The sequence below is a fragment of the Acidimicrobiales bacterium genome, from assembly GCA_041394265.1.
Classification (GTDB): domain Bacteria; phylum Actinomycetota; class Acidimicrobiia; order Acidimicrobiales; family SZUA-35; genus JBBQUN01.
In genome coordinates, this window is record JAWKIO010000005.1 from 353,344 (window position 1) to 379,380 (window position 26,037).

The following is a 26,037-nucleotide window of genomic DNA, read 5'->3' on the forward strand; positions in this document are numbered from 1 at the left end:
GATACCCTATAGGGGTATGGGGTATCTTCGCAACGGGTCGACGACACATTGTCGTACATGGCCGAGGCGGCGGTCGCCGTCCGAGAGGAAAGAGGCGAGCCAATGTCCACAGAGCAGTCAGAACGCAGCCGGGATCACCCGCCCGTCGAGCCGGCAGTGCTCAGCGCAACCGGGCTCGCCAAGGCATACCGGCGTGGCGTGTGGCCTCGACGCTCCACTGTTGAGGTACTCAAAGGCGCCTCGCTCGACCTGTTCGCAGGCGAGATGGTCGGGCTTGTCGGTGAGAACGGATCAGGCAAGAGCACCCTGATGAAGGTGCTGGTCGGCGATTTACGAGCTGATGGCGGGTCGGTGAGTCAGCTTGGGAGTTTCGGGTATTGCCCGCAGGTGCCGGTCCTCTATGACCGCTTGACCTGCGATGAACACCTCGACCTCTTCGGGATCGCCTACGGCCTCGACGGCCAGGCACTGAGCCGGTCACGATCCACGATGTACCGAGAGCTCGACTTCGAACGGTTCGCCACCACTCGCGTCGAGGCACTGTCGGGAGGGACCCGATCAAAGCTCAACCTCGCCCTCGCCATGCTCCACGACCCCCAGGTATTGCTACTCGACGAGCCATACGCAGGTTTCGACTGGGACACCTACCTTCGGTTCTGGGAACTGACGGCGACACGACGCGAAGCCGGCGCCAGCGTCCTGGTCATCAGTCACTTCATCGCCGACGAGGAGCGTTTCGACCGAATCTACGATCTGCGTGACGGACGACTGGCGCAACGATGACTGGCCGAATGATCCGTCTCTGGTTGATCGAGTACGCACGTCGGCCACTCAATCTGGTGCTCATGTTGGCGGTACCGGTCGTCTTCGTCACGATGTCGGCCGGGACGCTGGCCGAGTTCGGCGACATCTTGAGCGGTGTCGCCGACATCGGCAACGTAGAAGCTGCCACTGCTGGATGGGCCGCCTCGGTGCTGGCTGGTGTATCGGCCTTCTTTCACGTCTCGGCGTCGCGTGATGCCGACCGGCGTTTGGCAGTCGTCGGAGCTCAGCCCTACCGAATCACCGTGTCTCGTTTGTGTTCCACCTTCGCTCTGGCCATTGCATCCACCTTTGGCGCTTTGATCGCCGTCTGGGCGCGGAGCGATGTGGCCATGAACACCGAACTGGTCGGGTCGGTGCTCATCTTTGCGGCGACCTACACCGGAATCGGTGTCGTGGTCGGCTCGTTGGTGCGTTCCGAAATGAACGGATCGCTGATCGTCGTATTTCTCTGGATCTTCGACGTCTTCTTCGGACCGGCGATGGGTGGAACCTCGCCATTCCTGCGGGTCTTTCCCCTGCACTACCCCACGTTGATGATCACCGGCCTGGCATCGGGCCATGCCTGGCGGCTCGGCGACACCGGGATCTCACTGCTTTGGGCCACTTTCGCTGTGACGACTGCGGCGCTCTTCCTTTTGGTATCGACGAGCCGACGAGCCCCGAGGCCAAACGGTTCGCCCCATCGACGCCAACGAGTGGCTATCGCCCTCGGGTCGGCGAGTCGTCAACTCCGGCGCACTCCGGTGATGTGGGTGCTGTTGCTCGGACTGCCGGCAGCGTTCATCACCACTTCGATCGCCATCACACCCGATTCGCCAACACCGGTCGAGCTTGTTGAAGACGGTCGGAGTCGGCTGACCATGTTGTCGATGGCTCAATTGCACGGCGCGATCATGGTGCCCATCACTGTCGGATTCCTGAGCTCGCTCGTCGGGCTCTTCGTCGTTCTTGATTCGTCGCAGGCCAACCGGCGGCTCTCACTCACCCGATTCGGCGCCTGGGAGATCCTCGCTGTCCGGTTGGCGGTCGTCTTTGCCGCAACGAGCTTGGCGACGGTCGTTTCGGTTGCCGTGACGGCGTTCAGCTTCGAGCCTCGACGCTGGCCGCAGTTCGTCGCCGCCAATCTTCTCGTTGCCCTGACCTACGCCATGATCGGTGTGATTGTCGGACCACTACTCGGTCGGCTCGGCGGGCTGTACGTAATGCTCGTCATGCCATTCATCGACGTTGGGATTGCGCAGAACGCCATGTTCGATGCAGCCCCGCCCACCTGGGGCCGGTACCTGCCTGCCCATGGTGCGGTCAGAGTCATGATGGACGGTGCGTTCACACCCACGTTCGATGAGTCCGGCTCGGCACTTCTGGCTGGACTCTGGCTCATTGCCCTCGGCTCCTGCGCCTTCGCCGTCTTTCGACGCACCGTAGTGACGTAGGGCTAGTGGTGTTGGCCAGCGCCCACGCCCTTCTTGGGTGATCGGCTGCCGACGAACCTCTGACAGTTACTACTACACTCTGTCGGTTCGACCAATACGAAAGGAACTCACCATGTCTTCGACCTCCGGATGGAGTCGTCGTCGTTTCCTCATCTCCACCAGCGCCGGGGCCGCGGGGCTTTGGCTTGGTGGGTGCAGCAGCGGGTCCACTGCGGGGACCGTTGGTGTCTCCGCAAGCGACATCGCCATCCGGGAGGCACAGCGAGTTGTGAGCGGCGCTGGCAGCAAGGTCGTCGATCTCACGGCTGGACCAGTCGAGCTGGATCTCGCAGGCCGAAGGGTGCGAACGGTCGCCTACAACGGGCTGGTGCCCGGCCCAGAGATTCGTGTGCGAGCGGGCGATGAACTCACGGTCAACCTCAAGAACGAACTCACGACCCCGACGACGATTCATTGGCACGGCCTTGCGATCCGGAACGACATGGACGGGGTGCCGAATGTGACCCAGGATCCGACAGCTGCTGGTGGGCTCTTCACGTATCGCTTCGTCGTTCCCGATCCGGGAACGCATTGGTTCCATCCCCACATGGGTCTCGATCTCGATCGCGGCATGTATGCCCCGATCATCGTGGAGGATCCGTCAGAGCCCGGGGAGTACGACGTGGAATCGGTCATCGTGCTCGACGACTGGCTCGACGACATCGATGGCAACAGTCCCGAAATGACCTTCGCTGCGCTACTCGAAGACGGTGGGATGGGGGGGATGAGCGGGATGATGGGTGGTGGTTCCGATATGGGAGCAATGGAGTGAGTACTGGATCGCGCGGTGTCAGGCTGCGGTTGAGTTGACTCGTCGGGCCCGGTAGGCGGCGGGGGTGGCATACCCGAGTGCCTGGTGGGGCCTGCGATGGTTGTAGAAGATCTCGATGTAGTTGGCAACCGCTTCCTCAGCGTGAGCGCGGGTGGGGAACTCGGTGCGATGCACGAGTTCCTTCTTCAACGCAGCAAAGAACGACTCAGCGACCGCGTTGTCGTACGCTTAACCCAGGCTGTTCGGTAGGGGTTGTTGGTGTTGGTGTGGTGAGGGGGTGGGTCGTGGTCGGGTGTTCGTGGCGGCCTGGTTCGGTGTCGGGGCGTGCGGGGTTGGTGTGGAGGGGGTGGTGGGGTTGGCCGGCTGGCGGGGTGCTGCGGTCGCCGGTGGACCGCGATGTGTTGCTCAGCAGCGCAGCGGAAGATGGCGGACGCGGTCGAACGCGGTGACGAGGTCGGGGTCCAGGGCCAGTTGGCGGCGAGCCGGCAGGTGGTTTGTCGTCCGGTGCGTCCGATGCGTGCGGCGGTGTGCAGGAGGCAGTAGCGAAGCCGTTTGGGTTCGGCGTTGGCGAGGCTGGTGCCTTTGAGTGCGAGGAGCTTGGTCCAAGCAAGTAGGTCGTGGGCGCAGAGCACGAGGTGGAGCCAGGCGTGGTTGATGGCGAATGAGTGCGATGGCAGGTTGGCCAGTCCGGTGGCTTTGGTGTCGCAGATCTGTCGTTCGGCTCGACCCCGGCCGCGGTAGAGGGCTTCGAGGTAGGCGATGTCGGTGTCGGCGAGGTCGGTGACAAACACTTGGCGGTGTCCGTCGATGTCGGTGAAGGTGAGTTGGGCGCCTGGGTGTGGTTGTTCGCGGCGGGCGATCATCCGGAGCCCTGGGGGCCAGGGTCGTGTGGCGTTGAAGACGTCGGCGACGAGATGGGTGATCTCGGCGACTTCGGCGTATTCGCGCCAGTCGGACCCGTCGGCGGAGATCGCTGGCTGCCACGCCCGTTGCGGCAGGTCAACGAGCACGGATGCGATCTGCACGGTGAGTTGGTGACCGATCACGAACCGTACGTGCCGGCCGCGGCAGGCCTCGACGAAGTCGTGTGACCAGCCGGCGGAGTCGGCCCGCACGATCATCTCGTCCTGGGTCGGGTCAACTGGTAGCTGGCCGAGGGCTTCGTCGAGCACGGTGACGTGATCGGCGGCGGTGCCTGAGCCGGCGTTGCCTGGTCGCAGCACACCGGCGAGTGCTTCACCGGTGGCGTCGAGATAGGCCAGCAGCGGATGGAACCCGAACCCGCGCTTCCAGGTCGGCGCCGCATGTTCTTTGTCCGAATGGGACCCGACGAGCGTGGCGTCGATATCGATCACATAGAACCCAGGATCAGCGCCTGCCTCCCAGGCGTTCGCTCGAGCCTGCGCACGAGCGGCCTTGATCCGTGCCAGCGCCTCGCCGTCGATCGCGGCCAGGGACCGCCACGTCGTGGGGTGCGACGCCACCGGGCCGAACAGGTCGGGCTGGTCGCGAAGCACCGCGAGATCCGAGATCGTCTCAGCCCCATCGGCGATCGCGACCGCCAGATCGCACAGCACTTCGCCACGGTCGTGGCCCCGGTGACGCTGCTTGGTCGGCGCCATCGCCGCCGACAACGCCCCAGTCAACCCCACCGCGTCGGCCAGATCGGCAAGCAGACGCGCCCCTGCGTGATTGGCCACACCATTCCCATCACCGGTCACCTTCAGAGCCGGCCGCCGCGGTCTACGCTTCACCATGAAAGTGCCCTTCGGGTTCGGATCACTTGGCCTTCGACAAGCACAAGTTTCCCGCACCAGAAGGGCACTTCCGCGGACTCACCACCCCCAACCCCGGACCGCTACTGAACAGGGCGGGTTAACCGGCCAATCTTGGCTCACATGTGCCCGTGTGGAGTCGGGTGGCGGTGTCTAGTTCGCTCGTTGTCGGGGTTGTCTGTCCTCGAGGTGGCGGAGGCGTTCTTCGTGTTGGCGGACTCTGTCGGCGATGGCTTCGAGAGCGGTGCGGAGGTGCCCGATTTCGTGGGTGAGGCTGGTCAGGGTTCGGGGATCGGAAGGCTGGTTTCGGTGGGCGTCGATGACTGCCCGGAGCTCAGGGGTGTTGTAGAGGGTGGTCCGGCTGAGACCTGTTCGTTGAGCGACCGCGGCGAACGTGACCCTGATCTGTTCGGCAGTGAGGTCGAGACAGGCTTGTTCGATGCCGTCGAGTTTGGTCATGCGCCGGCCTGTTCGATGAGATGATCGAGGCGTTCGAGGAGCCGGTGGTGTCGGTCGGCTTCGTCGATCCAGCCACGACGCTCGGCGTCAGCAGCCAAGGCACGGGTATCAACGCGTTGGGCAGCGAGGACGGTGACCGACGCAGCGTCGGTGCGCAGGTTCGGACAGTGCTCACAGATGTTGGCGTAGGCGCAGGCGCCCTGGGCGGGGGCTCGGAGGCAGTAGCCGCCGGCGAGTCTGGCTTTGATCGCTGGCTCGTCCCGCCAGTCGCCGCTGGTGTTGATGGCGTTCACCGGGATCAGGTCCCGGCCGGTCTGGGTGAGGGGCATGGCCCCGATCCTGGTCTTCGCGAGGTTGAGCGCTCGTTCGTATTCGGCCCGGACGGTCGTGTCGAACAGGTGCCCGTAGCGCAGGCTCATCTGCGCGGACACGTGCCCGAGGAGCGCCATGAGCGCTTGGAGAGAAACACCGGCGTTGACCATGGCGGTGGCGTAGGTGTGACGGAGTTGGTGTGGGGTGACAGGGCCGATCCCTGCGGCCTCGGCGGAACGGCTGAGTTCGTGACGGACCGCGGTTTGTGAGAGCCGGCGGCCGTGGTGGGTGAACAGGAACTGGGTGGGACGCCCGTCGCGGGGATGGTTGATCGGCCGGCCCGGGGTGCGGGTGTCGACGATCCGGTCGATCAGCGCGACGGTTTCGTCATCGAGGGGACCATGCGTTCGGTGTCGAGTTTCCCGAGTGGGACTTTCAACCATGATCCGTTCCCGGCGATGTCGTGCACGCAGTCGAGTTCGAGATCGATGAGTTCACCGATACGGAGCCCGACCGCCCGGGCAAGGAGCAGGGCGTCAGCCGACAGCCGATACGGCGATGCTTCCAACGCGGCAGCGAGTCGACGATCAGCGTCGACGGGAAGGTAGCGGGCAACGGTTTGGGGAGCCGGGGATGATCGGAACGGAAGATCAGTCGTCGTGGCGGTGCGTCGTCCCAGCCCCATTCGCCGATCTCGACCAGCATGTGATCGACCGCCCGGATCCGACGGTCCTGATCGGCGATCGTGAGCGGGAGCCCGGTCTTCGACGACGACGCGCCGGCGACGGAGTTCAGATACGGCTCGATATGGCGGCGCCGGTCGAGCCCGTTGAACGAGATGAGCGTCGGGTCGGTGTCGGTGAGGAACAGGCCGAAATGGTTGAGGCGGGTCGCCAACGCAGTCACGGTCTTGGGGCGACACGTGCCGGTCTTGCGTTCCAGGTAGGCGACCATCAACCCGCCGAGTTCGGGGTGCAACCGGCGAACCGGTCCGTCAGAGGCAACGGTGTCAACGATGGCGGTGGTTGCGTGTCGAGCACGCCGAGATGGAACAACACCTGATGAGCACACACGATCGCGCTGCGATAGTGCCGCCAGCCCTGACCCGTAACCGCCTCACGATCGGTGCATGCCCGGGCCAGCGCGTCGAGGTCGGCGACGGTGATCTGATCGAGACGGCGACCGGTTTGGATCAACACCCGGCCGATCGACTGGGACCCGGCCCGGCGGGCCTGGATCGGGGTGAACCCGACCTCGACCGCCGCCGTAACAAACGCCGCCATGTCGTCGCCGATCGGCGTGCCGGCGCTGGCGGACCAGAACGCTGAGAGTTTGCGTCTCACCAGCCAATCCCAACCCGGGCGGACACGGCCCGACATCATCAACATCGCCAACAACGCCGTCGCTGACGGATCGATGGCGAGGCGAACGTCCAACGGTTCGGCCTCCCAGGCCGACGGCTCAGGCCATGCTCGCAGGAACAATCGGGCGGCGCGTTCCGAAGTCACGTTGCCCCGCCCCGTGGCGGTCATGTATTCCCGGTAGATCTCGAACAACTCGTCGCCCTGGGGCAGCGGGCCGGCTGGTTCAGGACTGGTGGCGTTGTCGTTGACGGGCAGCATCGAACTCAGCTTTGACATGGGTCGGAGCCAGATGGACATAGCGGGCAGTGGTGTCGATATGGGTATGGCCGAGCAGGGCCTGCATCACCGCCAGATCAACCCCGGCCTCGGCCAGCGCAGTGCCGAAGGTGTGGCGCAACGCGTGCGGATGCCCGCCCGCAACACCAGACAGTTCCCGGTGATACCGGAAGATCCGCCGCAGCCCGGCCGTGGTCAACGGCTGCCCGCGGGTCGGGCCCTTGGCAACGATGAACAACCGGCCGCTCGCCGTCTCGGGCCGCTCCGCCAGCAGGTAGGTCTGGATCACCCCGGCAACATCGACATCGAGCGGGACACGACGTTCCTTAGCGCCCTTGCCGTTCACCCGGAGCCAGCGGCCACCAATGTCGACATCGGTGACGTCGAGGCCGAGAACCTCGACCGAGCGCAGACCACAGAACACCATCAACCCGGCGATCGCCCGGTCACGCCACGTCAACAACGACCCAAACAAGGCCACGACCTGGTCGGCGTCGAGCGACCGTGGCAGCCGGTTCGCCTCGCGGACACGTATCGGTGAACGCCGCCGAGGGCGACGCTCGACATGCGACAACATGCCGCCACGCTCCGCCGGCGACCGACGACGCGCCTCAGCGCCCTTGGGAACCGGGTTCCCCAACTCCGGGCACCGCATCGTCCGGAACGTGAACATGCCCGACACCGCCGCCAACCGGAGGTTCACCGTCGACGGCGACAAAGCGTCAGCACGACGACCGTTCATCAACACCACGTTCGGTCCCGGCCGGCCAGCAACCCGCTCGACCCGGCACGCCGCCAAGAACCTGAGCAACACATCAGTCGTCACCTCGGCCAAGTCGATCTCCTCAGCATCGAGCCAACGGACGAACGCGAGGAGCCCGTAGCCGTACGTCCGGATCGTTCGAGGCGAATAGTTCCGGTCGGCCAGATAGCTCAAATACTCGTCGACCAACCCGAACCGTTCCGCCCCCGCACCCCCGATCGACCAGACCCCGACATCGTCTTGCTCGAGGATCAACCCAGCGGCAGGCACACCAAAACATGTAAACCCGACGCCAGAGAAACGCAAGGAAGAATCTCAGGAAACCCAGTAACTATCTGGGCTCAAGCCGCCAACACCAGATCCGATTGGCCGGTAAAGGGGCAGCAGCCGACCTGGCCCATCGACGAGCGGATCCGCCCGTTCACCCGCAGGCAGTGCCGGAACGCCCTCGAGGTGTACTCACTCCCACGATCAGAATGAAAGATCGCTCGCCGGCGGACCCGCCGGTTCCGGCGGGCCATCACGATCGCTGCGCACACCAGCTCGGCCCGATGATGCTCGGCCATGGCCCAACCGATCACTTCACGGTTGTACAGATCGATCACCGTGGCCAAGAACACCGGGCCTTCCCACGTGTCGATCTGGGTGATGTCGCCAACCAGGCGGACCCCGGGCCGCGTGGCGGCGAAGTCACGGCCGATGAGATCAGGGGCCGGCGGGGTCCCATCGGGTTGGGTGAGATGCCGCCACGGCGCCGGATGACACGACTCCAGGCCCTGTTCGGCCATCAGATCCCGGACCAGCCGGTCACACACCACGATCCCCTCATCCGCAAGTTGGGCGTGCACTTTGCGGTAGCCGAACACACCATTGGACGCACCGAACACTCGGGCGACCTCACCGGCCAGCCACACCCGGCGACGAGCGGCGGCAGAGGGGTGCGGCGGCGCCAGGCGTAGAACCCAGACTCCGACACCTGCGCCCACCCGCACATGCGGGCGATCGGGAACTCGGGCTTCTCCCCAGCAACAGCGATCTGGTCGATCACTGCGAACCACGCTTCGGGCGTTGTTCGGCTGCGAAGAAGCCCGCCGCTTTTTCAAGAACTCGTTCTCCTGCCCGGCCCAATACAGGTCGTCCTTCGCCTGCTTGAGTTCGGCGCGGAGACGCTTGTTCTCGGCCGCGAGATCGGATTCTTCGGTTTCGGCCACTCGGGACTCCTCCTGGCGGGCTCGACGAAGCCAGGTTCGCAGAGTCTCATGCGAGATGCCGAGTTCTTGGGCGACCTCACGCACCGGTCGGGAGTACTCGGTGACTTGACGACAAGCCTGAGCACGGAACTCAGGCGATGGCTTGATGCCCTTCGGCACGATGACACTTCCCTTCAGCAGGGCAGCCCCTCACCGCGAAATCCGTTCCCCACTCCACACCGACGCCGCCATCAGACCAGAGCCGGCAAATGCCCAACGGATGCCGGTGGTCTGAGTGAGGACGAAACCGGGATCGTTGCCCATGTCGATCAGGTAGTAGGCACCGGTCATGAAGAGTCCGACCGAGCCGACCATCAACAGCGATATCGCTCTCGGACTCACCCTGACCAGCACGACCCGTGGTGATCCCTCCGTTGCCGTGTTCATGTCGTTCGGGCTCCAGAGGATGCGGCTTCAGACCGTCGAGCTTGCTGCAGTCCGTGAGCAACGGCAGGCTACGGAACGAACACCCCTTCGGAAGTGTTGGTGCGTTCAAGCGACAGTACTCGCGTGTCATCGATCGTGTCTTTCGTCGCTGCCGGCAACGATCGTTCCTGGAGTCCTGACAATTCGACGGAGGCAGTAGTGGTTGTCCCAATCGTCATCGCGCTCGTGTGCTGGGTGCTCGCCTGGGTTCTACGCCGAGTTGGTCGAGCCGTTCCGAGGGTTGGCTTCAAGGAGCTTGGTCGTAGGGGCGGGACCTATGACGATGTTCTGAATTTCCGGCTTCACATGCTGCCTCCGACTCTCGTTGTCGTCGGCCTCTTCGCTCTCGCGTTGGGCGTGCTCAAACAGCTCGGCTGGTAGAGCCGCAGGAACGTCTCCAGGCCTTCGTTCGGCGGCGGTTCGTGCGGGTAGCGACAAGAGAGTTCTGGGGCGCTTCGGGCCAGAGTGATCTCCGTAGCTCCATTCCGATCGACCACAGCATCTCTGCAGCACTGAGCGACGCAGCCCTGTCGATGTCGGGCGAGTTGATCTTCAGCAGCGATCAGATACTCATGGCTTCGCCGACGCTCGGTTCCTCACGTGGCTGTCGCTCTACGCTGGGCGGGCATGGCGGACCAGGCGGTGTCGATCGTGATTGTTCGCTACAACCGTGCCCGGATGTACGCGGGATTGTTCGTGTTGCCGCTCGCAGCGTTCGTCCTGTGGCTCGGTCTGAACGGCGAGGCCGGCCTTGGCCGCAACGCGATCGCACGCGTCGTCGGGGCCGGCTCCTTGTTCTTCGCCACGATCACCTTGGTCGGTCTGGCCTGGCGGCGGAACAGCTTGATCGTCGGCCGGCGAGGTGAGCTGCTCGTTTACCAGTACGTTCCCTGGCCCCGCACCCGACGGTTGGCTGGTGATCTCCGCGACGTCGAACTGGTGTCCCCACCGCTTCCGCTACCCGAGCCGGTTCCCTTCGCGACCCTGCTCAAGCAGCATTTCAGCACGTTCGCAGTGTCACCACCGAGGCTGACCTGGGTCACGTTCGTGTTCCAAGGCTCCGCCGGGTCAATCTGTGCCGATGTTGCTCTGGAACGTGTCGAGCCGGGGTTCGTCGAGAACTTCGCGGCCTGGAAGACGCTTCAGTAGCGACCCAGCGGGCCACGTTGCTGAGCAACGATGCGACACGCGAACACGACACCAGCGATCGCCGATACACCGAACATGTCACGTCCTTCCCCGAGCAGTCACGCTGGAGGCGTGGAACGCCTGGGTGCAGTGTGCTCTAGCCTCGAATACATCTATGGGGACCAGCACGCCTGCCAGGTTCGAGCCAGCGGCCGGAGTCGACACTGCCTACCACGCACGCAGGACCGTGTTCTGGACATCGATTCTCATCGCCCACATCAGCATCATGGCTGTGCTCGCGGTTCCGGTGCCGGGACTCGAGCTGCACCGCCTGTTTGCTGGGGGTGTCGTCTTCGTCAGCGCCAACGCCGCGTCCCAGTTGATCGAGTATCACGGCCGACGCACCGGCTACCGGCCTGCGACGCACCGGATCCTCGGCCGACAGACAGAAGTCGGGAACGACCATTGCTCGATGATGGTCGCGAGCGCTCCGATCTGGCGGCAGTTGTGGCGTATGGCCGGCTACCAGGAACGAACCGAACGGATCCTGCCAAGGTTGGCGATGATCAGCTTCGGGGCCCTGTTCGGCTTCGGTGTCGTGCACATGGTCGATATCAACGCGTAGAACGTCACTCTCCGGATCGGCGCAACGCAACCCGCAACCCAGGCCGCACCGCTCAGGCCCTCGGCGTTGACCCACCCACCGGTCCCGACCGACTCTCGCCGACAATGCTGCATCCCTTGGCCGCTCGGATCATCGAAAGCGAGCAGCGAGATGCCATCTACCCTGGCAACAGGTCTGGGAGGTCCGAGGAGCGGCACGAACTTGTCGCTGCTCAGCGCAGACGGAAGGACGACCGGCCAGTGCACGTGGTTTGGAGCGAAGTGGCATGGTCGACGGCGTTCGCGGTCGCGCTGTTCCTTGCCGCCGGACTCATCCGTTGGCGCGGTACCCGACGAGGAACGACCCCGCTGCCGAGTCTGCAGAAAGATCAATCGATCAGCACGATCTATCACCACCAGATGGCGGAACTTCCCCGCACGCTCGTGGTTACGGGTGCGGCGAGTCTGCTCCTGCCGTGGCTTGCCGCCGTTTTCCGCTAGAGGCCGCGTCTCTTGGATGACAGGTTCGTTCTTGTTCGGGTCGGGTTCTTCCGGTTCTTGGCGGCCGAGGCGGTCGGCGCCGGCATCTGTCTGATCGTCTACTTGCTGATCACGACGAGTCACGGTCCGAGCGTGTACACCTCGCCGCCAGCGAAGGCGGTCTCGGCGTTCATCTTCGTGTTCTGCATGTTCTGGATGGCGTACTTCGCCGGTTGGATGATGATCACTCGAGGGATCCAGCTCGAAGGGACACGCAACTCGCTCGTACGCACCGTGGTGTTGCCGACCCGCACCAACCCGTTTCGGCTGGCCATCGATGGCGACCTTCGAGACGTCGAGTTTCGGATGAAGCCCCATCCGCACATCGATCGTGTCGTGGTCCTCACGCTTCACGGCTCGGCCGGACGGCTCGACTTCCCGCTCAGCCGCTTCATCGTCACCAACGACATCCACGACCGGGAGCGAGCGTGGCAGACATCCACGCAGTAGCGCACCACCCCCAATGTCCCAGGACTCCGCGACACTCGGTCACGCCGGGTCAGCGCGACGTCTCGTCGCCCAGAACGGTCCCCGGCAAGCGCCAGCCAATTCGGCGACAACCGTCCCCAAACGCGCGGTCAATATCCAGATGGGGCATGCCCCCAGGGTGCCGATAGGTGACGCTTCGATATCGCCGCTCGCGAACAGTCAGGCGGCACCTCTCCGCCCATGCAAATCACGCCCGTACAGTGTTGACACGTCCGGCTGCTCCGCCGCCGAGCCGAGGATGCGCGCAGCCAACGCCGACTGCACCAACCACTGCACCAGCGGCTCCGAGCGGCGAACCAACGGCTGCACCACCCGCTGCACCAACATCGCAGAAGTGCAGCCCAGGCCGCGCCAACGCACATCGGGGCGATCGCCGGTGGAGCGATCGTCATCCGAGCTTCACCGGGAAGATGACCGGTGGCTCCGCAGGCAGCCCCGCCTTCACGACGTGCGGAGGCGACCGATGGCCACGGCCACAGGCCTGGCCGGCCATCACGAAGTCGCCTCCCTCAAGCACAACGGCGCCCCGTGAACATGCTCCGAATCGCTCGAAGCGCCATCCATCGCCCGTCCGCAATTCGTCGCTCGCCACGCCACAGCCGACGACTCCAGCAGATCCCAAAACGTCCGGCACAGACTTGCTACTTCCGCCGGTGGCGGAGCTAACGGGCGCATCGCCACTGCCGATACACCGGGGTTCGCGGCGACCCGCCACGACGTCAGACAGCTGGCCAGCTCGGCGGGCCGGGAACGCGAGCCTCGATCGACAAGCCGTTTCCGCCGCCAGGCGGAAGGGGCAAGTCTGTGCCGAACATTGGAGCGAGAACTGGTGCAGTGCGTGCTGGGCCGAGTCGCGGCCGAGAAGGGTTCGTGCTGACTGGTGAGCGATCGACCATGCGATCGGAACGCGGTCAACTTGGGGCGGCGGCTGGCGTGTACGCCAGCGTCGATCGCTGTCGCAGCGCCCGTGTGCCCGCAACGTGACGAGTACGTGGAGTCCGGCCACATCGCCGATGTTCCGCCCGAGCGACACAACACCACGATCAGATCCTCGACGCCGCGAGGGACCCCCAGGGACGTTCTGACAGCGAGGCAGCAGGCTTCCGCAGCACACCGTCGCAGTGCGCTCCCGGTCGAGCGGTCAGCTACGTCACCGGTTCTGTCGAGAGTGCTGACGTCGATCATGGACGCACCGCCAAGCGCTGGCTGACCACTGGCAAGCACCGGGTTGTCGCTGACCTCTCCCCCGCCGCTCGCCTCGGCATCGTCGAGGCAAGCGCTGATGGGTGCAAGGTCGGCGCTCACTGTTCGCAGTGACCTGACAGCGGATGCGACAAGCGCGGCGGCGGTCGTGCAGATGCCGAGCCGCGCATAGGCCAATGAGGCGGATCGTGTCGGTGGTGCAGCGCTCAAACAGGTTGGTGCAGTTCTCGGTGCAGTGGCATTCGGTGTGGAACCGAACGAGCACACAACCACCCCGGTGGTCCGGGAGCGCAGTGCTGCTTCCGCAACGCCGTCGCTCTCCGAAAGCCCGTACCTCTCTCGTGACCCGGGGCCGGACTGGTCACGTCTCGAGCGGACGCTGCGCGCCTCGCCCATCTGATTGGCGTTGAATGTGAGCAGGAGCTGTCGCGTTGGGCGTCCGTTGTCCGCCTTCCTGTGTCGTCCGACGACGTCCGAGAGGAAGACACCAATGCCCGGCATCCACGATCTACCTGATCTACTCACCGTGGAGGAGGCGGCAAGCGCACTGCGCATCAGCCGATCGTCCGCCTACGAACTGACCATGCTCTACCGAGCGGACCCGAGCACGGGACTTCCCGTGATCCGCCTCGGGCGGCGCCTACGAATTCCGAAGCGATCGCTCGAAGCCATGCTCGACGCAGCCAAGCTTCAGGCACCGGGCGCCGATGCATCCGGGTTCGGCAATCAGAGATCGATCGACAGCTGACCGGCGACGGCGTTGGCAGCATCGCGATCCATGCCTGGCGACACGTGGCTGTACAGGTCGAGCGTGATGCCGATGCCAGCATGCCCGAGCCGCTCGGACACGACCTTCGGATGTACGCCGGCCTTCAATGCGAGCGTCGCGTGCGTATGGCGCAAGTCGTGCAGGCGCACATAGGGCAGCGAGGATCGCTTCACCAGGATCGCAAAGTGTTGCGAGACAGCGTCGGGACTCACTCCCCTGCCAATCGCATCGGTGAACACCAGTCCCGTCTCGATCCAGGCCGGACCCGCGACCTTCCGTTGCTCGAGCTGATCTCGATGGAGCCGACGAAGCATCTCCACCGTCATCGGGTCGAGCGAGATTCGTCTCCGGCTCCGATCGGTCTTCGTCTCACCCTCGACTTCCTTGGAGCTCGCCATCGTTCGAGTCCGCACCACCGACAGCGAACCGCTGTCGAGGTCGACGGCCGGCCAACCGAGCCCGAGCAACTCGCCACGTCGCAGCCCGGTCGTCGCAGCAGTGAGATACACGCCGAAATAGGGATCGTCTCGGATGGAGTTCAAGAACTCGCTCAGCTGATCGGCCGACCAGGTTGCCTGCTCGGCCCGGAGCACCTTCGGGCGTTTGGCGGAGCGTGCCACATTGCGCTGCACCAGGCCCAAACGCTCCGCATCGTTCAATGCCTTCCGCAGGACCGAGTGCGTGTTGAGAATCGTCTTGGGGGCGAGGCCGTCCTTTCGATGCTGCCGATAGGAGGCCTCGACCATTGCCGGCGTCAGCTCCTGCAGCTGTCGGTGACCCAAGGTCGCCTTCAGTTTCACGATCGCCCGCCGGTAGCCCGCAGCGCTCGTCGGGCGCAGGTCATGCTCTGCCCCCTCGAACCACTCGTCGAGGTAGTCGGCCACCGTGATTCGCCGACGCTCGACATGGGTCCCATCGTCGATCTCGACGAGCTTCTTGTTCAGGGCTCGCCGAGCCTCGCCCTGGGTCGCAAACCCGCCCTTGCTCACGAACTTGCGCCGACCCGTCGCCGGATCACGCCCGACTTCGGCCCGATACCGCCAGCCCTTGCCATACCTCTCGATCGTGCCCCGCATCCCGCCCCCGTCGTTCGCGACTATTTTCGCGACTAAATCTGGCTCGGAGTCGGCTCCGCACGCAAGCAATTCATGAATTCCCAGCTCACAGCGGTGCCCGGGACGGGATTTGAACCCGTACATCCCGAAGGATCGAGGGGTTTAAGCCCTCTGCGTCTGCCAGTTCCGCCACCCGGGCAGGGGGCCTTGCGAGCGTAGTGCGTCCGCTTCGCCGCAGCGTGCGACCCCCAGTAGTGTCGGCGACACGCAGCAGAGGTTGGAGGAACGACATGGCCGGCAGTACAGCGACGGGAGACAGCGCGACGATGGGCCACGGCGGCCAGCTGGCAGCCAAGGCGCTCAAGGCCGCCGGCGTCGAGTGTGTCTTCACCCTGTCGGGTGGGCATGTGATGGGCATCTACGACGGCTGCCTCGACGAGGGCATCCAGGTGATCGACGTCCGCCACGAACAGGCCGCCACCCATGCCGCCGATGCATGGGCCCGGCTCAACCCCGGCAAGATCGGCGTCGCCATCCTCACCGCCGGCCCCGGCGTCACCGACGGCGTCACCGGGGTGGCCAATGCGTGGCGAGCCAACTCCCCCATCCTCGTCTTCGGTGGACAGGGCCCATTCAACAATCTCCGTCGCGGTTCGTTGCAGGAGATGGACCACGTTGCGCTCATGAAGCCGATCACCAAGTGGGCCGACGCGTGCTACGAGACCAAGCGCATCGGCGAGTACATCGAGCTCGCCATTCGCAACGCCATGTCGGGTGTGCCCGGTCCCGCCTTCCTCGAGATCCCGATGGACGTGCTCCACGGCCCAGTCGATCTCGCCACGCCGCTCCCCGTCTTCCGTGACTACCGGGTCGCCGCCAGCGCCGCCGACGATGCGCTCGATCAGGCGGCCGCCATCCTCGCCGCCGCCCGCCAACCGATGATCATGGCCGGCACCGCACTCAAGTGGTCCGAGGGCGGACCCCGATTGCGTTCGTTCGTCGAGTCGACCCAGATGCCGTGCTTCACCAACGGCATGGGCCGTGGCCAGCTCCCGATGAGCCACCCGCAGTACTTCAATCGCAGTCGCAAGCAAGCGCTCGCCGAGTCCGATGTGGTCGTGCTCGCCGGCACCACGCTCGACTTCCGCATGAAGTTCGGTGCGTCGATCCCTGCCGGCACCAAGATCATCCAGCTCGATCTCGATGAAACCCTGATCGGCCAGAACCGCTCCGCCGACGTCGGCCTGGTCGGCAACCTCGGCGCCAACCTGGCGGCACTCGAGGAACGCCTGACCAAGCGGGGAGGCGTCGACTTCGCCGAGTGGTCCGCCACGCTTCGTGCGGCCGAAGTCGAAGCCGAGGCAGCGTTGGCGCTCCAGCTCACGAGCGACGAGGTGCCGATCGATCCGCTGCGGCTCTGCTCGGAGATCGCGTCGTTCGTCGACACCGACGATTCGATGATCGTGATCGGCGACGGTGGCGACATCGTCGCTCAGGCATCGAAGGTGTTGCGCGTGCCGGAGAACGGCACCTGGATGGACCCGGGGCCACTCGGCACGCTCGGCGTGGGGATGCCGTTCGCATTGGCCGCTCAATTGGCGTGCCCGGATCAGCGAGTGCTGATCATCTACGGCGACGGCTCGTTCGGACTCAACGGCTTCGAGTTCGACACCGCCGTCCGGTTCGGATTGCCGATCGTCGGCATCGTCGGAAACGACGCGGCTTGGGGCCAGATGATGCGGCCGCAGGCCATGATCTACGGTCAGGACCGCCTCGTCGCCACCGAACTGGCTCCGACCCGCTATGACCTCGTGGTCGAGGCCCTCGGCGGGCACGGCGAGTGCGTCACCGAACCCGATCAGATTCGCCCGGCGCTCGAGCGGGCCTTCGCGTCGGGCAAGCCGGCCTTGGTGAATGTGATGATGCGCACCGATGTCGGCGCACCAAAGGGTTCCACCTACGTCTGACGCCAGTCAGTCCGCCCGGCAGACCGGTTCGCTGTCCGCCGACAACCGGCCTCCATCACCCACCGCCCGCACCACCACGCACACTGATGGCGAGTCCGTCTCCAGAACGGCACTCGTCTCGCTCGTCTCGACCACCGCTCCGGAGCCCACGATCTCGATCTGGTAGGCGACGGCCACACGTCCTTCGCCGGCGTCCCACGAGACGGTGGATCGACCGTTGGCATCATCCTCGACGCGTACGTCGGTCGGGACGCTCGGGAGTTCGAAGAACTGGTCGGGCAGTTGCTGTTCGACGGTCGCCGTGGCGTCGTTGCGATCGACGGCGGCGTCGGCGTCTCGCCGTCCGAGGGCCACGGCGGTCGACCCGAGAGCGGTCAGCGCGAGCGCAGCCAGCGCAGCGGCGGTGAGACGGCGACTGCCCGACCCCGACCACGCCGCTGGCCACGACGTCGACCTACGTGGCGGCAAGCCCACCACTCCCCCGCCCATCACGTTGTCCGTTGGGTCGGCGACCGATCGCAATTGCCCGATCGGCTCGTGTCCGACGGCGATCAGTGGCGTCGGCCGGTACCCGAGATCGACTTGGACCTGCTGGAGCTCGTAGCCGAACGCCGCCGCAGAGGAGGGCCGCCGATCGGGACGCTTGGCCATCGCTCGTTCCAACAACGACACCAGGGGCGGTGGCGCATCGTCGCCGAGCACCGGTGTCGGCTCCAGCAGGATTCGCCGGGCCAGATCGGCCGTGCTCTGACCCGGTCCCCTGGGAAAGGGCTTGTCACCCGACACCAACGTGAAGAGCGTGGCCGCCAGCGAATAGATGTCGGAGGCGATCGACGCCGGTTCGCCCTCGATGAGTTCGGGTGGTGCGTAATGGACCGTCAGCCCACCGCCACCGGTGACCGTCCGCTCATCATCGACGCTTGCGATCCCGAAGTCCCCGAGGACCGCTCCGCCGAACGCCGACACGAACAGGTTGCTCGGCTTGATATCGCGATGCACGACGCCGTGATCGTGTGCCGTCTGGAGTGCGCCCGCCACCTCGATGCCGGCCTGTAGCGCAGCATTGATGTCGAGCCGACCGTCGGCCTCGACCCGATCGGCGAGCGTTCCGGCGGCGAAGTACTCCATGACGATGCACGGACGACCGTCCTCGCTGAAGGCCGCAGCAAAGACCGATACGATCGACGGGTGATGGGCGAGCGCACCCATCGCCTTGCATTCCCTCTCGAACGAACCTCGCTGTGCGGCGGTCTCCATGTCGACCGACAGGACCTTCAATGCCACGTCACGACCGAGGTCGCGCTGCGTCGCCCGAAAGACGCGACTGAACCCGCCGGATCCGATGCGCTCGACGATGTCGAAGCCTGGTACTGCGAGGTTCACGTCGGGTACTTCGACCCGCACCGGGTGGCCCTTGAGTTCCTCAAGCCGGTCGCGACCACCTCCGATGAGCAGGTATGGGCGTATCGGCGCGGCATTGGCGGAGTGGCGGAGTGCTGCTCATCGTCGCGCTCTTGCTGAGTGGCGTTTCGTGGGCGGCGACACGAGCGGAAGGGCGAACCGGGAGCGAGTCCGCCTCGAATGACGGCGGCGCGTGGTTGTTGAAACGGGATGCCGGTGCCGTCGGCCATCTCAACCGTGAGGTGCTCGAGGTGTCGGCTGCCGTACGCGTCGCCGAGCCAGGAACCGACATCGATGTCGACCAGTCGAGCGACGTGATCGTCGTCCACGACCGATCTCGTGGTGGGGTCATGCTGCTCGACAGCCGCACGAACCAGATGCAAGGTGACCTGGCCGTCCCCGCGGGTGCAGACGTGCGGGCGATCCACGGCGGCATCGTCGTCGCACAGCGGTCACCGCTGCGGATCTGGCGGCTCTTGACCGACGATCTCGCGTCGATCACCGACCTCGCCGAGGTCCCACCCCTCGTCACGGGTTCGAACGGACTCGTCGCCGTCGGTCCCGACATCGTCGCCGTGTTCGACACCGACACGATGTCGATCGCCCGCTATGTCGACGGCGTCGAGGCCGATCGGCTGACCGTCGCCGATCGTCCGACCGCACTCTCCCTTGCCGGGCACGACGTCATCGCCGCCATCGGCGACGACCTCGTCGTGATCGGTCGAGATCAGACCCACCGCCCGGGCGTTGGCCCGTACACCCTCCAGCAACCGGGACCCGACGGCTCGATCGTCGCCGTCGACACGACACTGCGCGCCTTCGTCCTGAGCGATGGCGGGTCGACGCGTTCGTTCGACCTGCCGAGCGCAACGAGTGAACCGGTCAATCACGACGGCTGTGTCTTCGCCATCGTCGAGGGTCCGACCCTCGTCCGAAGCTGCGGCGATGATGGCGCCGAGACCATGCCGATCGAAGGAGCGACGGGTGAACTGCGGTTGCGAGTCGTGAACGGCTGGGTCTGGATCAACGACCTCGACACCGGCGGCGCCTGGATCATCAGCGCCGACGCACCGTTGAGCCGCATCGACGACTGGGGCGCTGCGCTGGCCGACGAAGAGGTCGAGGAGTCCGATGCGACGGTCGAGAACGACGGCGGCATCGAGGAAGTGCGCCTCAACCCTGACGCCGACGACGTCCAGATGATCGAGGCCGACCAGCAGGACGATGACGACGAGAATGACCCACCCGTCGCCCGCGACGACACCGCGAACACGAGAGTCGACCGGCCGGTCGTGGTGCGGGTACTCGACAACGACGAGGATCCTGACGGCGACGTGCTCCTCGTGGCTGGTGTCGAGCTGGTCGACACCAGCGACGCCCATGTCTGGATCACGCCGTCACGCGATGCCGTCCAGGTCACACCACGAGCGGGTTTCGCCGGCCGAATCTCGTTCCGCTACACGATCGATGACGGACGAGGCGGCGTCGCCACTGCCCTCGTCACCGTCGACGTCTCGATCGCCTCCGAGGTATCCAACCAGCCACCGGAACCGGTGACCGATGTGGCCACCGCTCGTGCCGGCTCAGCTGTCTCGCTCGATGTACTCGGCAACGATCGTGACCCCGACGGTGATGCGCTCACACTCATCAGCGTGGGCGGCACCGACGGCAACGACGACGGAAGGATCGTGTTCGATCCATCCGGTCATGTGACCTTCACACCGGACGCGGCTTCGCAACAGGGTCGGATCGACCTGACCTACGTCGTCGCCGACGACTTCGGTGCCACCGCCGAGGGCCGCATCGTCGTCAACATCCGGCTGGCCGGTGCGAACAGCCCTCCGGACGCTCGCAACGACTCGGTCGTCACGAGCGTTGGCAACCCGGCCCGGATCAACGTGCTCGACAACGACGCCGACCCGGACAACGATCCGCTCATCGTCGCTCGCCAGCCCACCCAGACCCGCGGCCCCCAGGGCCATGGCGGTGATGACTCAATTTCGGCCGCCGTGCATATGACGAGCGACGGAGCGTTCTCCTTCGTACCCGACGAGCCCGGCACGTACCTGTTCGACTACCTCGCATCGGACGGACAGAACAACGACACCGCGCAGATCCGGGTCGATGTCAGCCCGGCCGAAACGAACCAGCCGCCGGTGGCGATTCGCGACGACGTGTCGATTCCGATGGGCGGCACCCGCCTCGTGTACGTACTCGACAACGACGGCGACCCGAACGGCGACGTCGTCGACATCGTCGAGTGGTCCGGCGCGCCCGGGCTCACCATCGAACCGGTCCCGGGAATCGGCTTTCGCGTCACGGTCGAGACCAACGCTGCGCCTCGAGTGACCTTCCGGTACGCCATCTCCGACGGCATCGCCGAGCCCGCCGCAACGGTGGTCGTCGTCTCGGTGGCCGATGTCGCCGTCTCCAACCAACCGCCCATCGTGCGGCCCGACATGATCGAGCTGCGACCGGGCCGCAGCACCGTCATTCCGGTGCTACTCAATGACTTCGATCCCGAAGGCGGGTCGCTTTCGGTGATCCGACTGCCTCCGTCGGACGAGAACGTGACCTACGAGCTCGGGCCGGACAGCCAGTCCATCGTCATCACCGTCGCTCCGACGGCGACCACGGGATTCCGTTTCGGCTACGACGTCACCGACATCGATGGCGCCACCGCCGCCTCGATCGTCGACGTCCGCATCATCGACCCCACCGAGCCCAATCGCCCGCCGACGGCCCGCTCCGACATCGGGCGCACGGTCGAGGGACGGCCGATCACCCTCGGTGTGCTCGTCAACGACAGCGACCCCGACGGCGATCCGATCACGATCGAGAGCATCTCGGCGCAGCCGGCGCGCGGCTCTGCCGTCGTCGACGGTTCGACCATCGTCTACTCCCCCGCCGACGGGTTCACCGGCACCGACCGCTTCGCCTACGTGATCGTGGACACCGCCGGTGCCCGCTCGATCGGTTCGGTGCAGGTCGGGGTCACCCCGATCGCGACCCAGAACCGGCCACCATCAGCCAACGACGACCGCTTCGACGTGGATGCACCATCGACCCTCGACATCCTCGCCAACGACCATGACCCCGACGGGGACACACTGACGTTGACCTTCATCGGCAAGCCCTCGCGTGGCACGATCGACCAGCGCGGCGCCACCGTCTTCTTCACCCCGCCGAACGTCACGCAGCCGACCGAGTTGTCGTTCGTCTACGAGATCGCCGACGGACACGGCAACCGCGACACCGGCACGGTGATCGTCGTGGTGCGGCCCGAGCCCGAGCCGATGCCGCCGATCGCAGTCGACGATCTCGCCGGCCCGGTTCGCGGCAATCAACGAGTCACGGTCGACGTCGTTGCGAATGATCGTGATCCCGACGGTGAGGTCTCTGCCCTGACGCTCACCTCGCTCGACCCCGCGGCGCGGGTTGTCGCCGGCCAGCTGACGATCGACGTCGGGCAGCAGTCGACACAGGTGCGGTATCGCGTCACCGATGCCGACGGCCTGAGCGATGAAGCGATCGTCAGTGTTGTCGTCGTCGCCAACGAGGCGCCCTCGCTTGCTCCCGTCGCCACCAGCACACCGCACGACACGCCGCTGGTGCTGAGCCTCGCTGCGAGCGCCAGCGATCCGGACGGTGACGAGCTCTTCTTCGTCTGCTGTGAGAACGTAACGGGTGGCGTCGCCGAAGTGGTGCGCTCGGCGGCGAACACGCTCGACGTCCGCTTCATCCCGAGCACCGGCTTCACCGGCACCGCGACCTTCTCCTACCGAGCCGACGATCGGGCGGGCCACCTCGTCGCCGGATCGGTGCGAATCACCGTCGAGCCGCCCGACAACCGTGCACCGATCGCGCAACCGGGCTCGCTCGAGGTCGAGGCCGGCAGTGTCGTTCCGTTCGATCTGTCGTCGCTCGTGGATGATCCTGACGGCGATCCCCTCCGGTTCTCACTCCAATCGAACCCGCTTGGCGCCACCCTGTCCGGTGGGACCGTCATCCTGCAGGCTCCGATCGACGGTGCCGGCACCACCCACCAACTCGACGTCACGGCGACCGACCCCGATGGCGAGTCCGTGTCGTCTCGTCTCACGATCACCGTCACTCCCGTGAATGCTGCACCACCTCGGGCGATCGCCGATCACGCCACGACCCACCAAGGCGCACCGGTCACGATCGAGCTGCTGACCAACGACGTCGACCCTCTGGGTCGCGGCCTCACCGTGGTCTCGGTCGGCGCCGGCCCGAACGGCACGTCGACCTTGACCGACGGGGCCGTGGTCTTCACTCCCCAGTCCAGCTTCTTCGGGACCACGAGCTTCACGTACACCGTCCGCGATGCCGCCGGTTCGGCCGATCGTGAGTCCGTCGGCCAGGTGACGGTCGACGTCGTCGGTCGACCGGGGACACCGACGACCCCGGCAGCCAACGCCGACAACGCCACCGCCACCCTCGTGTGGACCGCACCACCGGCCAACGGTGCTCCCATCGACGCGTACCGTGTCGAGGCCCGTAGCACGAACGGCGTGTCGAGCATCGACCTCGGTGCACAGAACAGCCACACGTTCAGCGGACTTCGCAACGGCATCGACTACGAGTTCCGCCTGCAGGCGCACAACGCAGCGGGATGGGGCGAGTGGAGCCCGTGGTCCCTGAACGTTCGGCCCGACACCGTTCCCGACCAACCGGCAACACCGACCGCCACGTTTGGCAATGGTGAACTCCGGGTCGAGTGGACCCCGCCCGCCAACACCGGCAGTCCGATCACCGTCTATCAGATCGAGATCGGGGGCGGGGCGAACCAGATCATCTCGGTCGGCTCCTCGCCCTACACCTGGCGCGGACTGACGAACGGCACCGAGTACCAGTTCCGCGTGGCGGCAGTGAACGCCGCGGGCAGCTCCGACTGGTCGAACTGGTCGACCAGCGAGCATCCACTCAGCGAGCCCGCTGCGCCGGCGGCGCCCATCGTGACCCGGGGCAACCGCTACCTCGACGTGGACTGGACGGCACCGAACAACAACGGCGACCCGGTCTCGACCTACGAACTCCAGATCCAGAGCACCAACCAGATCGTGTCGATCGCCGGAGCCAGCACGACCGACTACCGCTGGGCCAGCCTCACCAACGGCCAGCCCCAACAGTTCCGGGTGCGTGCCTCGAACCGCGATCCCGACCCCGGTGCCTGGAGTGCATGGTCGACGCCCGTCGTCCCCTGCTCGGTTCCTGATGCGGCCACGGCGCCGACGGTGGTACGGGGAGATGGTCAGGTCACGGTGTCGTGGACGGCACCAGCCGACCAGGGATGTGCCATCTCGAGCTACTCGATACGAGCCAATGGCACGTTGGTCCAAACCACCGGCGCCACGAACTCCTACGTGTTCACCGGCCTGAGCAACGGCACGAGCTACCGCTTCGACGTCCAGGCATGGAACGAGGAGGGCCCTGGCCTGTGGAGCAGCTCCTCGACCGCCGTCACGCCCGCTGGACCGCCCACCGCACCCACCATCTCGAGCCTCACGCCGACGGCCATCGGACAGCTGACGGCGGCCTGGGGCGGGGCCTACTCGAACGGCGCACCAATCACTCGCCATGAGATCTCGGTGAACGGCGGCGCACCGCTCGTCGGCGGCGCGACAGGACACACGATCACCGGCCTCGCCGACAGCTCCACCTACGACGTACGGGTACGGGCCTGCAACGACGTGGGCTGCAGCCCCTACAGTCCCACCGTGTCGGCCACCACGTGGGGTCCGCCCAGTGCGCCGGTCGCAGTGAACGCCTCGGCCGGCGACGGCACCGGCCAGGTCAACTGGTCGACGCCATCGTCGGCCGGCGGCACCGCCATCACGAGCTACCAGATCACGCTGTCGCCAGGATCGACGCTGACCGTCGGCGCCGGGGTCCGGAGCCAGCCGTACAGCGGCCTCACCAACGGCACCACCTACACCGTTGCCGTGGTGGCCTGCAATGCGGTCGGTTGCAGTCCGAGCGGCTCGACCACGTTCACTCCGATCCAACCCCCGGTCACACTGGCCCTCAGCCGTGGCGGGACGTACACCGGAGCGAACTGTGTGAGCGGCAACTGCCAGTACATGCACGTCGAGGCTCGCAACCTGACGCCGAACACCGGCGTGAGCGTGAGCTGCTACGACAGCGTCGACGGTCGGTTCAAGACGGTGAGCCTCACCTCCGACGGCAGCGGCTCGCTCTCGGCCGACCCATGCCACATGGGGTATCCCGGTCGCCAGGTCTGGACTTCGGTCACCGACCCGGTCCGTGGACAGACGCTGTCCAACACCATGACCTGGTAGCCACCATCGGCCAGTCTGCGGCGCTCGCCGCCGCTGCAAGGAAGCGGCTGCCACAGCACTCGGCGTCTAGCGTGTCGCCATGGATCTCGGACTCACAGGAAAGCGTGTCATCGTCACCGGCGGGAGCAAGGGCATCGGCTTCGCCATCGCCCGGGCGTTCCTTGACGAGGGAGCTCGGGTCGCCATCTGCGCCCGCGATCTCGCGGGTCTCCAAGCGGCCGCCGATGAGCTTTCGTCCCACGGCGAGATCCACCACGCCGTCGCCGACACGGGCGACGAGGGCGCGCCAGCCGAGTTCGTGCAGTGGGCGGTCGACACCCTCGGCGGCGTCGACATCGTGATCTCCAACGTGTCGGCCGCCGCCGGTCCCGACTGGAAGGCTTCGGCAGCAGTCGACCTCATCGGCGCCGACGCACTCATCCGATCGGCGCTCGAACACATGGACGACCACACCGACGCCAACATCGTGTGCATCGGCTCCCGGGCCGCAAGCGTCGCCGCCCCACGCATCCCCGCCTATGCCGCGGTGAAGGCGGCAACGGTGAGCATGATCAAGTCGCTGTCGCGAGAGGTCGCCCGCCGGGGCATCCGGGCGAACGTGGTCTCACCCGGCGACATCATCTTCCCCGGAGGCACCTGGGACCGAGCACGCGAGGAAGACGGCAAGCTGTGGCAGGCGATCGTGCGGGAGAACCCGTTCCGCCGGCTCGGCAGTCCCGAGGAGGTCGCCAACGTCGTCGTGTTCATCGCCAGTCCCCAAGCGAGTTTCGTTTCCGGAGCCAACATCCTCGTCGACGGCGGAGCAACGAGCGGCCTCCAGATCTGAACGGCCTCGTCGAGGCGTGTCATACTCCCTCGTCATACT

Annotated in this window: 20 protein-coding genes, 1 tRNA gene and 2 pseudogenes; 11 read left to right on the forward strand and 12 right to left on the reverse strand. The window is 65.8% G+C overall.

The genetic code is table 11. From position 1 onward, the window contains the following. The first annotated feature begins 102 nt into the window (after window positions 1-102). The 3 genes from R2733_01790 to R2733_01800 all read left to right on the forward strand — a co-directional run bounded on the left by R2733_01790 (window position 103) and on the right by R2733_01800 (window position 3,069). Entirely contained in the window at window positions 103-783 is a 681-nt protein-coding gene (locus R2733_01790; GenBank protein MEZ5375213.1) for an ABC transporter ATP-binding protein, read from the forward strand. A gap of 8 nt (window positions 784-791) precedes the next feature. Then, window positions 792-2,258 (forward strand): hypothetical protein, encoded by a 1,467-nt coding sequence (locus R2733_01795; GenBank protein ID MEZ5375214.1) that lies wholly within the window; start codon window positions 792-794, stop codon window positions 2,256-2,258. A 112-nt stretch (window positions 2,259-2,370) separates the two neighbouring features. After that, the gene (locus R2733_01800) at window positions 2,371-3,069 is read left to right on the forward strand and encodes a multicopper oxidase domain-containing protein (GenBank protein ID MEZ5375215.1); all 699 of its coding nucleotides are present in this window, start codon (window positions 2,371-2,373) and stop codon (window positions 3,067-3,069) included. Window positions 3,070-3,087: 18 nt separating this feature from the next. On the opposite strand, the pseudogene R2733_01805 reads toward R2733_01800, so the two are convergent. From R2733_01805 to R2733_01845, 9 genes and pseudogenes are all read right to left on the reverse strand, one after another. Continuing rightward, window positions 3,088-3,294: pseudogene (locus R2733_01805) on the reverse strand (integrase core domain-containing protein). Between the two features lie 236 nt (window positions 3,295-3,530). Further along, a pseudogene (locus R2733_01810) lies at window positions 3,531-4,826 on the reverse strand (IS1380 family transposase). 171 nt (window positions 4,827-4,997) lie between these two features. Then, window positions 4,998-5,303 carry a DUF6262 family protein gene (locus R2733_01815; protein ID MEZ5375216.1) on the reverse strand — a complete coding sequence of 102 codons (306 nt, stop codon included), beginning with the start codon at window positions 5,301-5,303 and terminating at the stop codon, window positions 4,998-5,000. Next, window positions 5,300-6,058 carry a tyrosine-type recombinase/integrase gene (locus R2733_01820; protein ID MEZ5375217.1) on the reverse strand — a complete coding sequence of 253 codons (759 nt, stop codon included), beginning with the start codon at window positions 6,056-6,058 and terminating at the stop codon, window positions 5,300-5,302. Before R2733_01820 ends, R2733_01815 begins: the two co-directional genes overlap by 4 nt. Beyond that, entirely contained in the window at window positions 6,051-6,569 is a 519-nt protein-coding gene (locus R2733_01825; protein MEZ5375218.1) for a hypothetical protein, read from the reverse strand. The genes R2733_01820 and R2733_01825 overlap by 8 nt, the downstream gene beginning before the upstream one ends. After that, window positions 6,569-7,237: a hypothetical protein gene (locus R2733_01830; protein MEZ5375219.1), complete on the reverse strand. Its 669-nt coding sequence runs from the start codon at window positions 7,235-7,237 to the stop codon at window positions 6,569-6,571. The genes R2733_01825 and R2733_01830 overlap by 1 nt, the downstream gene beginning before the upstream one ends. Further along, entirely contained in the window at window positions 7,203-8,288 is a 1,086-nt protein-coding gene (locus tag R2733_01835; GenBank protein MEZ5375220.1) for a tyrosine-type recombinase/integrase, read from the reverse strand. Before R2733_01835 ends, R2733_01830 begins: the two co-directional genes overlap by 35 nt. A 71-nt stretch (window positions 8,289-8,359) precedes the next feature. Further along, entirely contained in the window at window positions 8,360-9,388 is a 1,029-nt protein-coding gene (locus R2733_01840) for an IS3 family transposase (protein MEZ5375221.1), read from the reverse strand. Window positions 9,389-9,418: 30 nt separating this feature from the next. Then, entirely contained in the window at window positions 9,419-9,655 is a 237-nt protein-coding gene (locus R2733_01845) for a hypothetical protein (protein MEZ5375222.1), read from the reverse strand. A gap of 666 nt (window positions 9,656-10,321) precedes the next feature. On the opposite strand from R2733_01845, the gene R2733_01850 reads away from it, so the two are divergent. The 5 genes from R2733_01850 to R2733_01870 all read left to right on the forward strand — a co-directional run bounded on the left by R2733_01850 (window position 10,322) and on the right by R2733_01870 (window position 14,405). Beyond that, entirely contained in the window at window positions 10,322-10,843 is a 522-nt protein-coding gene (locus R2733_01850) for a hypothetical protein (protein MEZ5375223.1), read from the forward strand. Window positions 10,844-10,997: 154 nt separating this feature from the next. Next, complete coding sequence (locus R2733_01855; GenBank protein ID MEZ5375224.1) at window positions 10,998-11,447, forward strand: hypothetical protein; 450 nt, start codon at window positions 10,998-11,000, stop codon at window positions 11,445-11,447. 260 nt (window positions 11,448-11,707) lie between these two features. Then, window positions 11,708-11,926: a hypothetical protein gene (locus R2733_01860; protein ID MEZ5375225.1), complete on the forward strand. Its 219-nt coding sequence runs from the start codon at window positions 11,708-11,710 to the stop codon at window positions 11,924-11,926. Window positions 11,927-11,938: 12 nt separating this feature from the next. Then, window positions 11,939-12,415, forward strand: coding sequence for a hypothetical protein (locus tag R2733_01865; GenBank protein MEZ5375226.1), 477 nt, complete (start codon window positions 11,939-11,941; stop codon window positions 12,413-12,415). A gap of 1,732 nt (window positions 12,416-14,147) precedes the next feature. Then, window positions 14,148-14,405, forward strand: coding sequence for a helix-turn-helix domain-containing protein (locus tag R2733_01870; protein ID MEZ5375227.1), 258 nt, complete (start codon window positions 14,148-14,150; stop codon window positions 14,403-14,405). On the opposite strand, the gene R2733_01875 is transcribed toward R2733_01870, so the two are convergent. Further along, complete coding sequence (locus R2733_01875) at window positions 14,384-15,502, reverse strand: site-specific integrase (protein MEZ5375228.1); 1,119 nt, start codon at window positions 15,500-15,502, stop codon at window positions 14,384-14,386. The genes R2733_01870 and R2733_01875 overlap by 22 nt on opposite strands. Before the next feature lie 94 nt (window positions 15,503-15,596). Then, window positions 15,597-15,680: transfer RNA gene (locus tag R2733_01880), tRNA-Leu, on the reverse strand. 91 nt (window positions 15,681-15,771) lie between these two features. Here R2733_01880 and R2733_01885 point away from each other — a divergent pair. Then, window positions 15,772-17,448: a thiamine pyrophosphate-binding protein gene (locus R2733_01885; protein ID MEZ5375229.1), complete on the forward strand. Its 1,677-nt coding sequence runs from the start codon at window positions 15,772-15,774 to the stop codon at window positions 17,446-17,448. Window positions 17,449-17,454: 6 nt separating this feature from the next. Here R2733_01885 and R2733_01890 read toward each other — a convergent pair whose 3' ends face one another. Beyond that, window positions 17,455-18,852, reverse strand: a complete 1,398-nt coding sequence (locus R2733_01890) for a serine/threonine-protein kinase (GenBank protein MEZ5375230.1) — start codon at window positions 18,850-18,852, stop codon at window positions 17,455-17,457. An 89-nt stretch (window positions 18,853-18,941) separates the two neighbouring features. On the opposite strand from R2733_01890, the gene R2733_01895 reads away from it, so the two are divergent. Both R2733_01895 and R2733_01900 read left to right on the forward strand, forming a co-directional pair. Continuing rightward, window positions 18,942-25,172 (forward strand): Ig-like domain-containing protein, encoded by a 6,231-nt coding sequence (locus R2733_01895; protein MEZ5375231.1) that lies wholly within the window; start codon window positions 18,942-18,944, stop codon window positions 25,170-25,172. A gap of 79 nt (window positions 25,173-25,251) precedes the next feature. Next, window positions 25,252-25,998, forward strand: coding sequence for an SDR family NAD(P)-dependent oxidoreductase (locus tag R2733_01900; GenBank protein MEZ5375232.1), 747 nt, complete (start codon window positions 25,252-25,254; stop codon window positions 25,996-25,998). Window positions 25,999-26,037: the final 39 nt, after the last annotated feature.

Coding starts and splice junctions, on each gene's coding strand:
- R2733_01790 (MEZ5375213.1), top strand. CDS start 103: ATGTCCACAGAGCAGTCAGAACGCAGCCGGGATCACCCGCCCGTCGAG.
- R2733_01795 (MEZ5375214.1), top strand. CDS start 792: ATGATCCGTCTCTGGTTGATCGAGTACGCACGTCGGCCACTCAATCTG.
- R2733_01800 (MEZ5375215.1), top strand. CDS start 2,371: ATGTCTTCGACCTCCGGATGGAGTCGTCGTCGTTTCCTCATCTCCACC.
- R2733_01815 (MEZ5375216.1), bottom strand. CDS start 5,303: ATGACCAAACTCGACGGCATCGAACAAGCCTGTCTCGACCTCACTGCC.
- R2733_01820 (MEZ5375217.1), bottom strand. CDS start 6,058: ATGGTTGAAAGTCCCACTCGGGAAACTCGACACCGAACGCATGGTCCC.
- R2733_01825 (MEZ5375218.1), bottom strand. CDS start 6,569: ATGGTCGCCTACCTGGAACGCAAGACCGGCACGTGTCGCCCCAAGACC.
- R2733_01830 (MEZ5375219.1), bottom strand. CDS start 7,237: ATGCTGCCCGTCAACGACAACGCCACCAGTCCTGAACCAGCCGGCCCG.
- R2733_01845 (MEZ5375222.1), bottom strand. CDS start 9,655: ATGAACACGGCAACGGAGGGATCACCACGGGTCGTGCTGGTCAGGGTG.
- R2733_01850 (MEZ5375223.1), top strand. CDS start 10,322: ATGGCGGACCAGGCGGTGTCGATCGTGATTGTTCGCTACAACCGTGCC.
- R2733_01855 (MEZ5375224.1), top strand. CDS start 10,998: ATGGGGACCAGCACGCCTGCCAGGTTCGAGCCAGCGGCCGGAGTCGAC.
- R2733_01870 (MEZ5375227.1), top strand. CDS start 14,148: ATGCCCGGCATCCACGATCTACCTGATCTACTCACCGTGGAGGAGGCG.
- R2733_01875 (MEZ5375228.1), bottom strand. CDS start 15,502: ATGCGGGGCACGATCGAGAGGTATGGCAAGGGCTGGCGGTATCGGGCC.
- R2733_01885 (MEZ5375229.1), top strand. CDS start 15,772: ATGGCCGGCAGTACAGCGACGGGAGACAGCGCGACGATGGGCCACGGC.
- R2733_01900 (MEZ5375232.1), top strand. CDS start 25,252: ATGGATCTCGGACTCACAGGAAAGCGTGTCATCGTCACCGGCGGGAGC.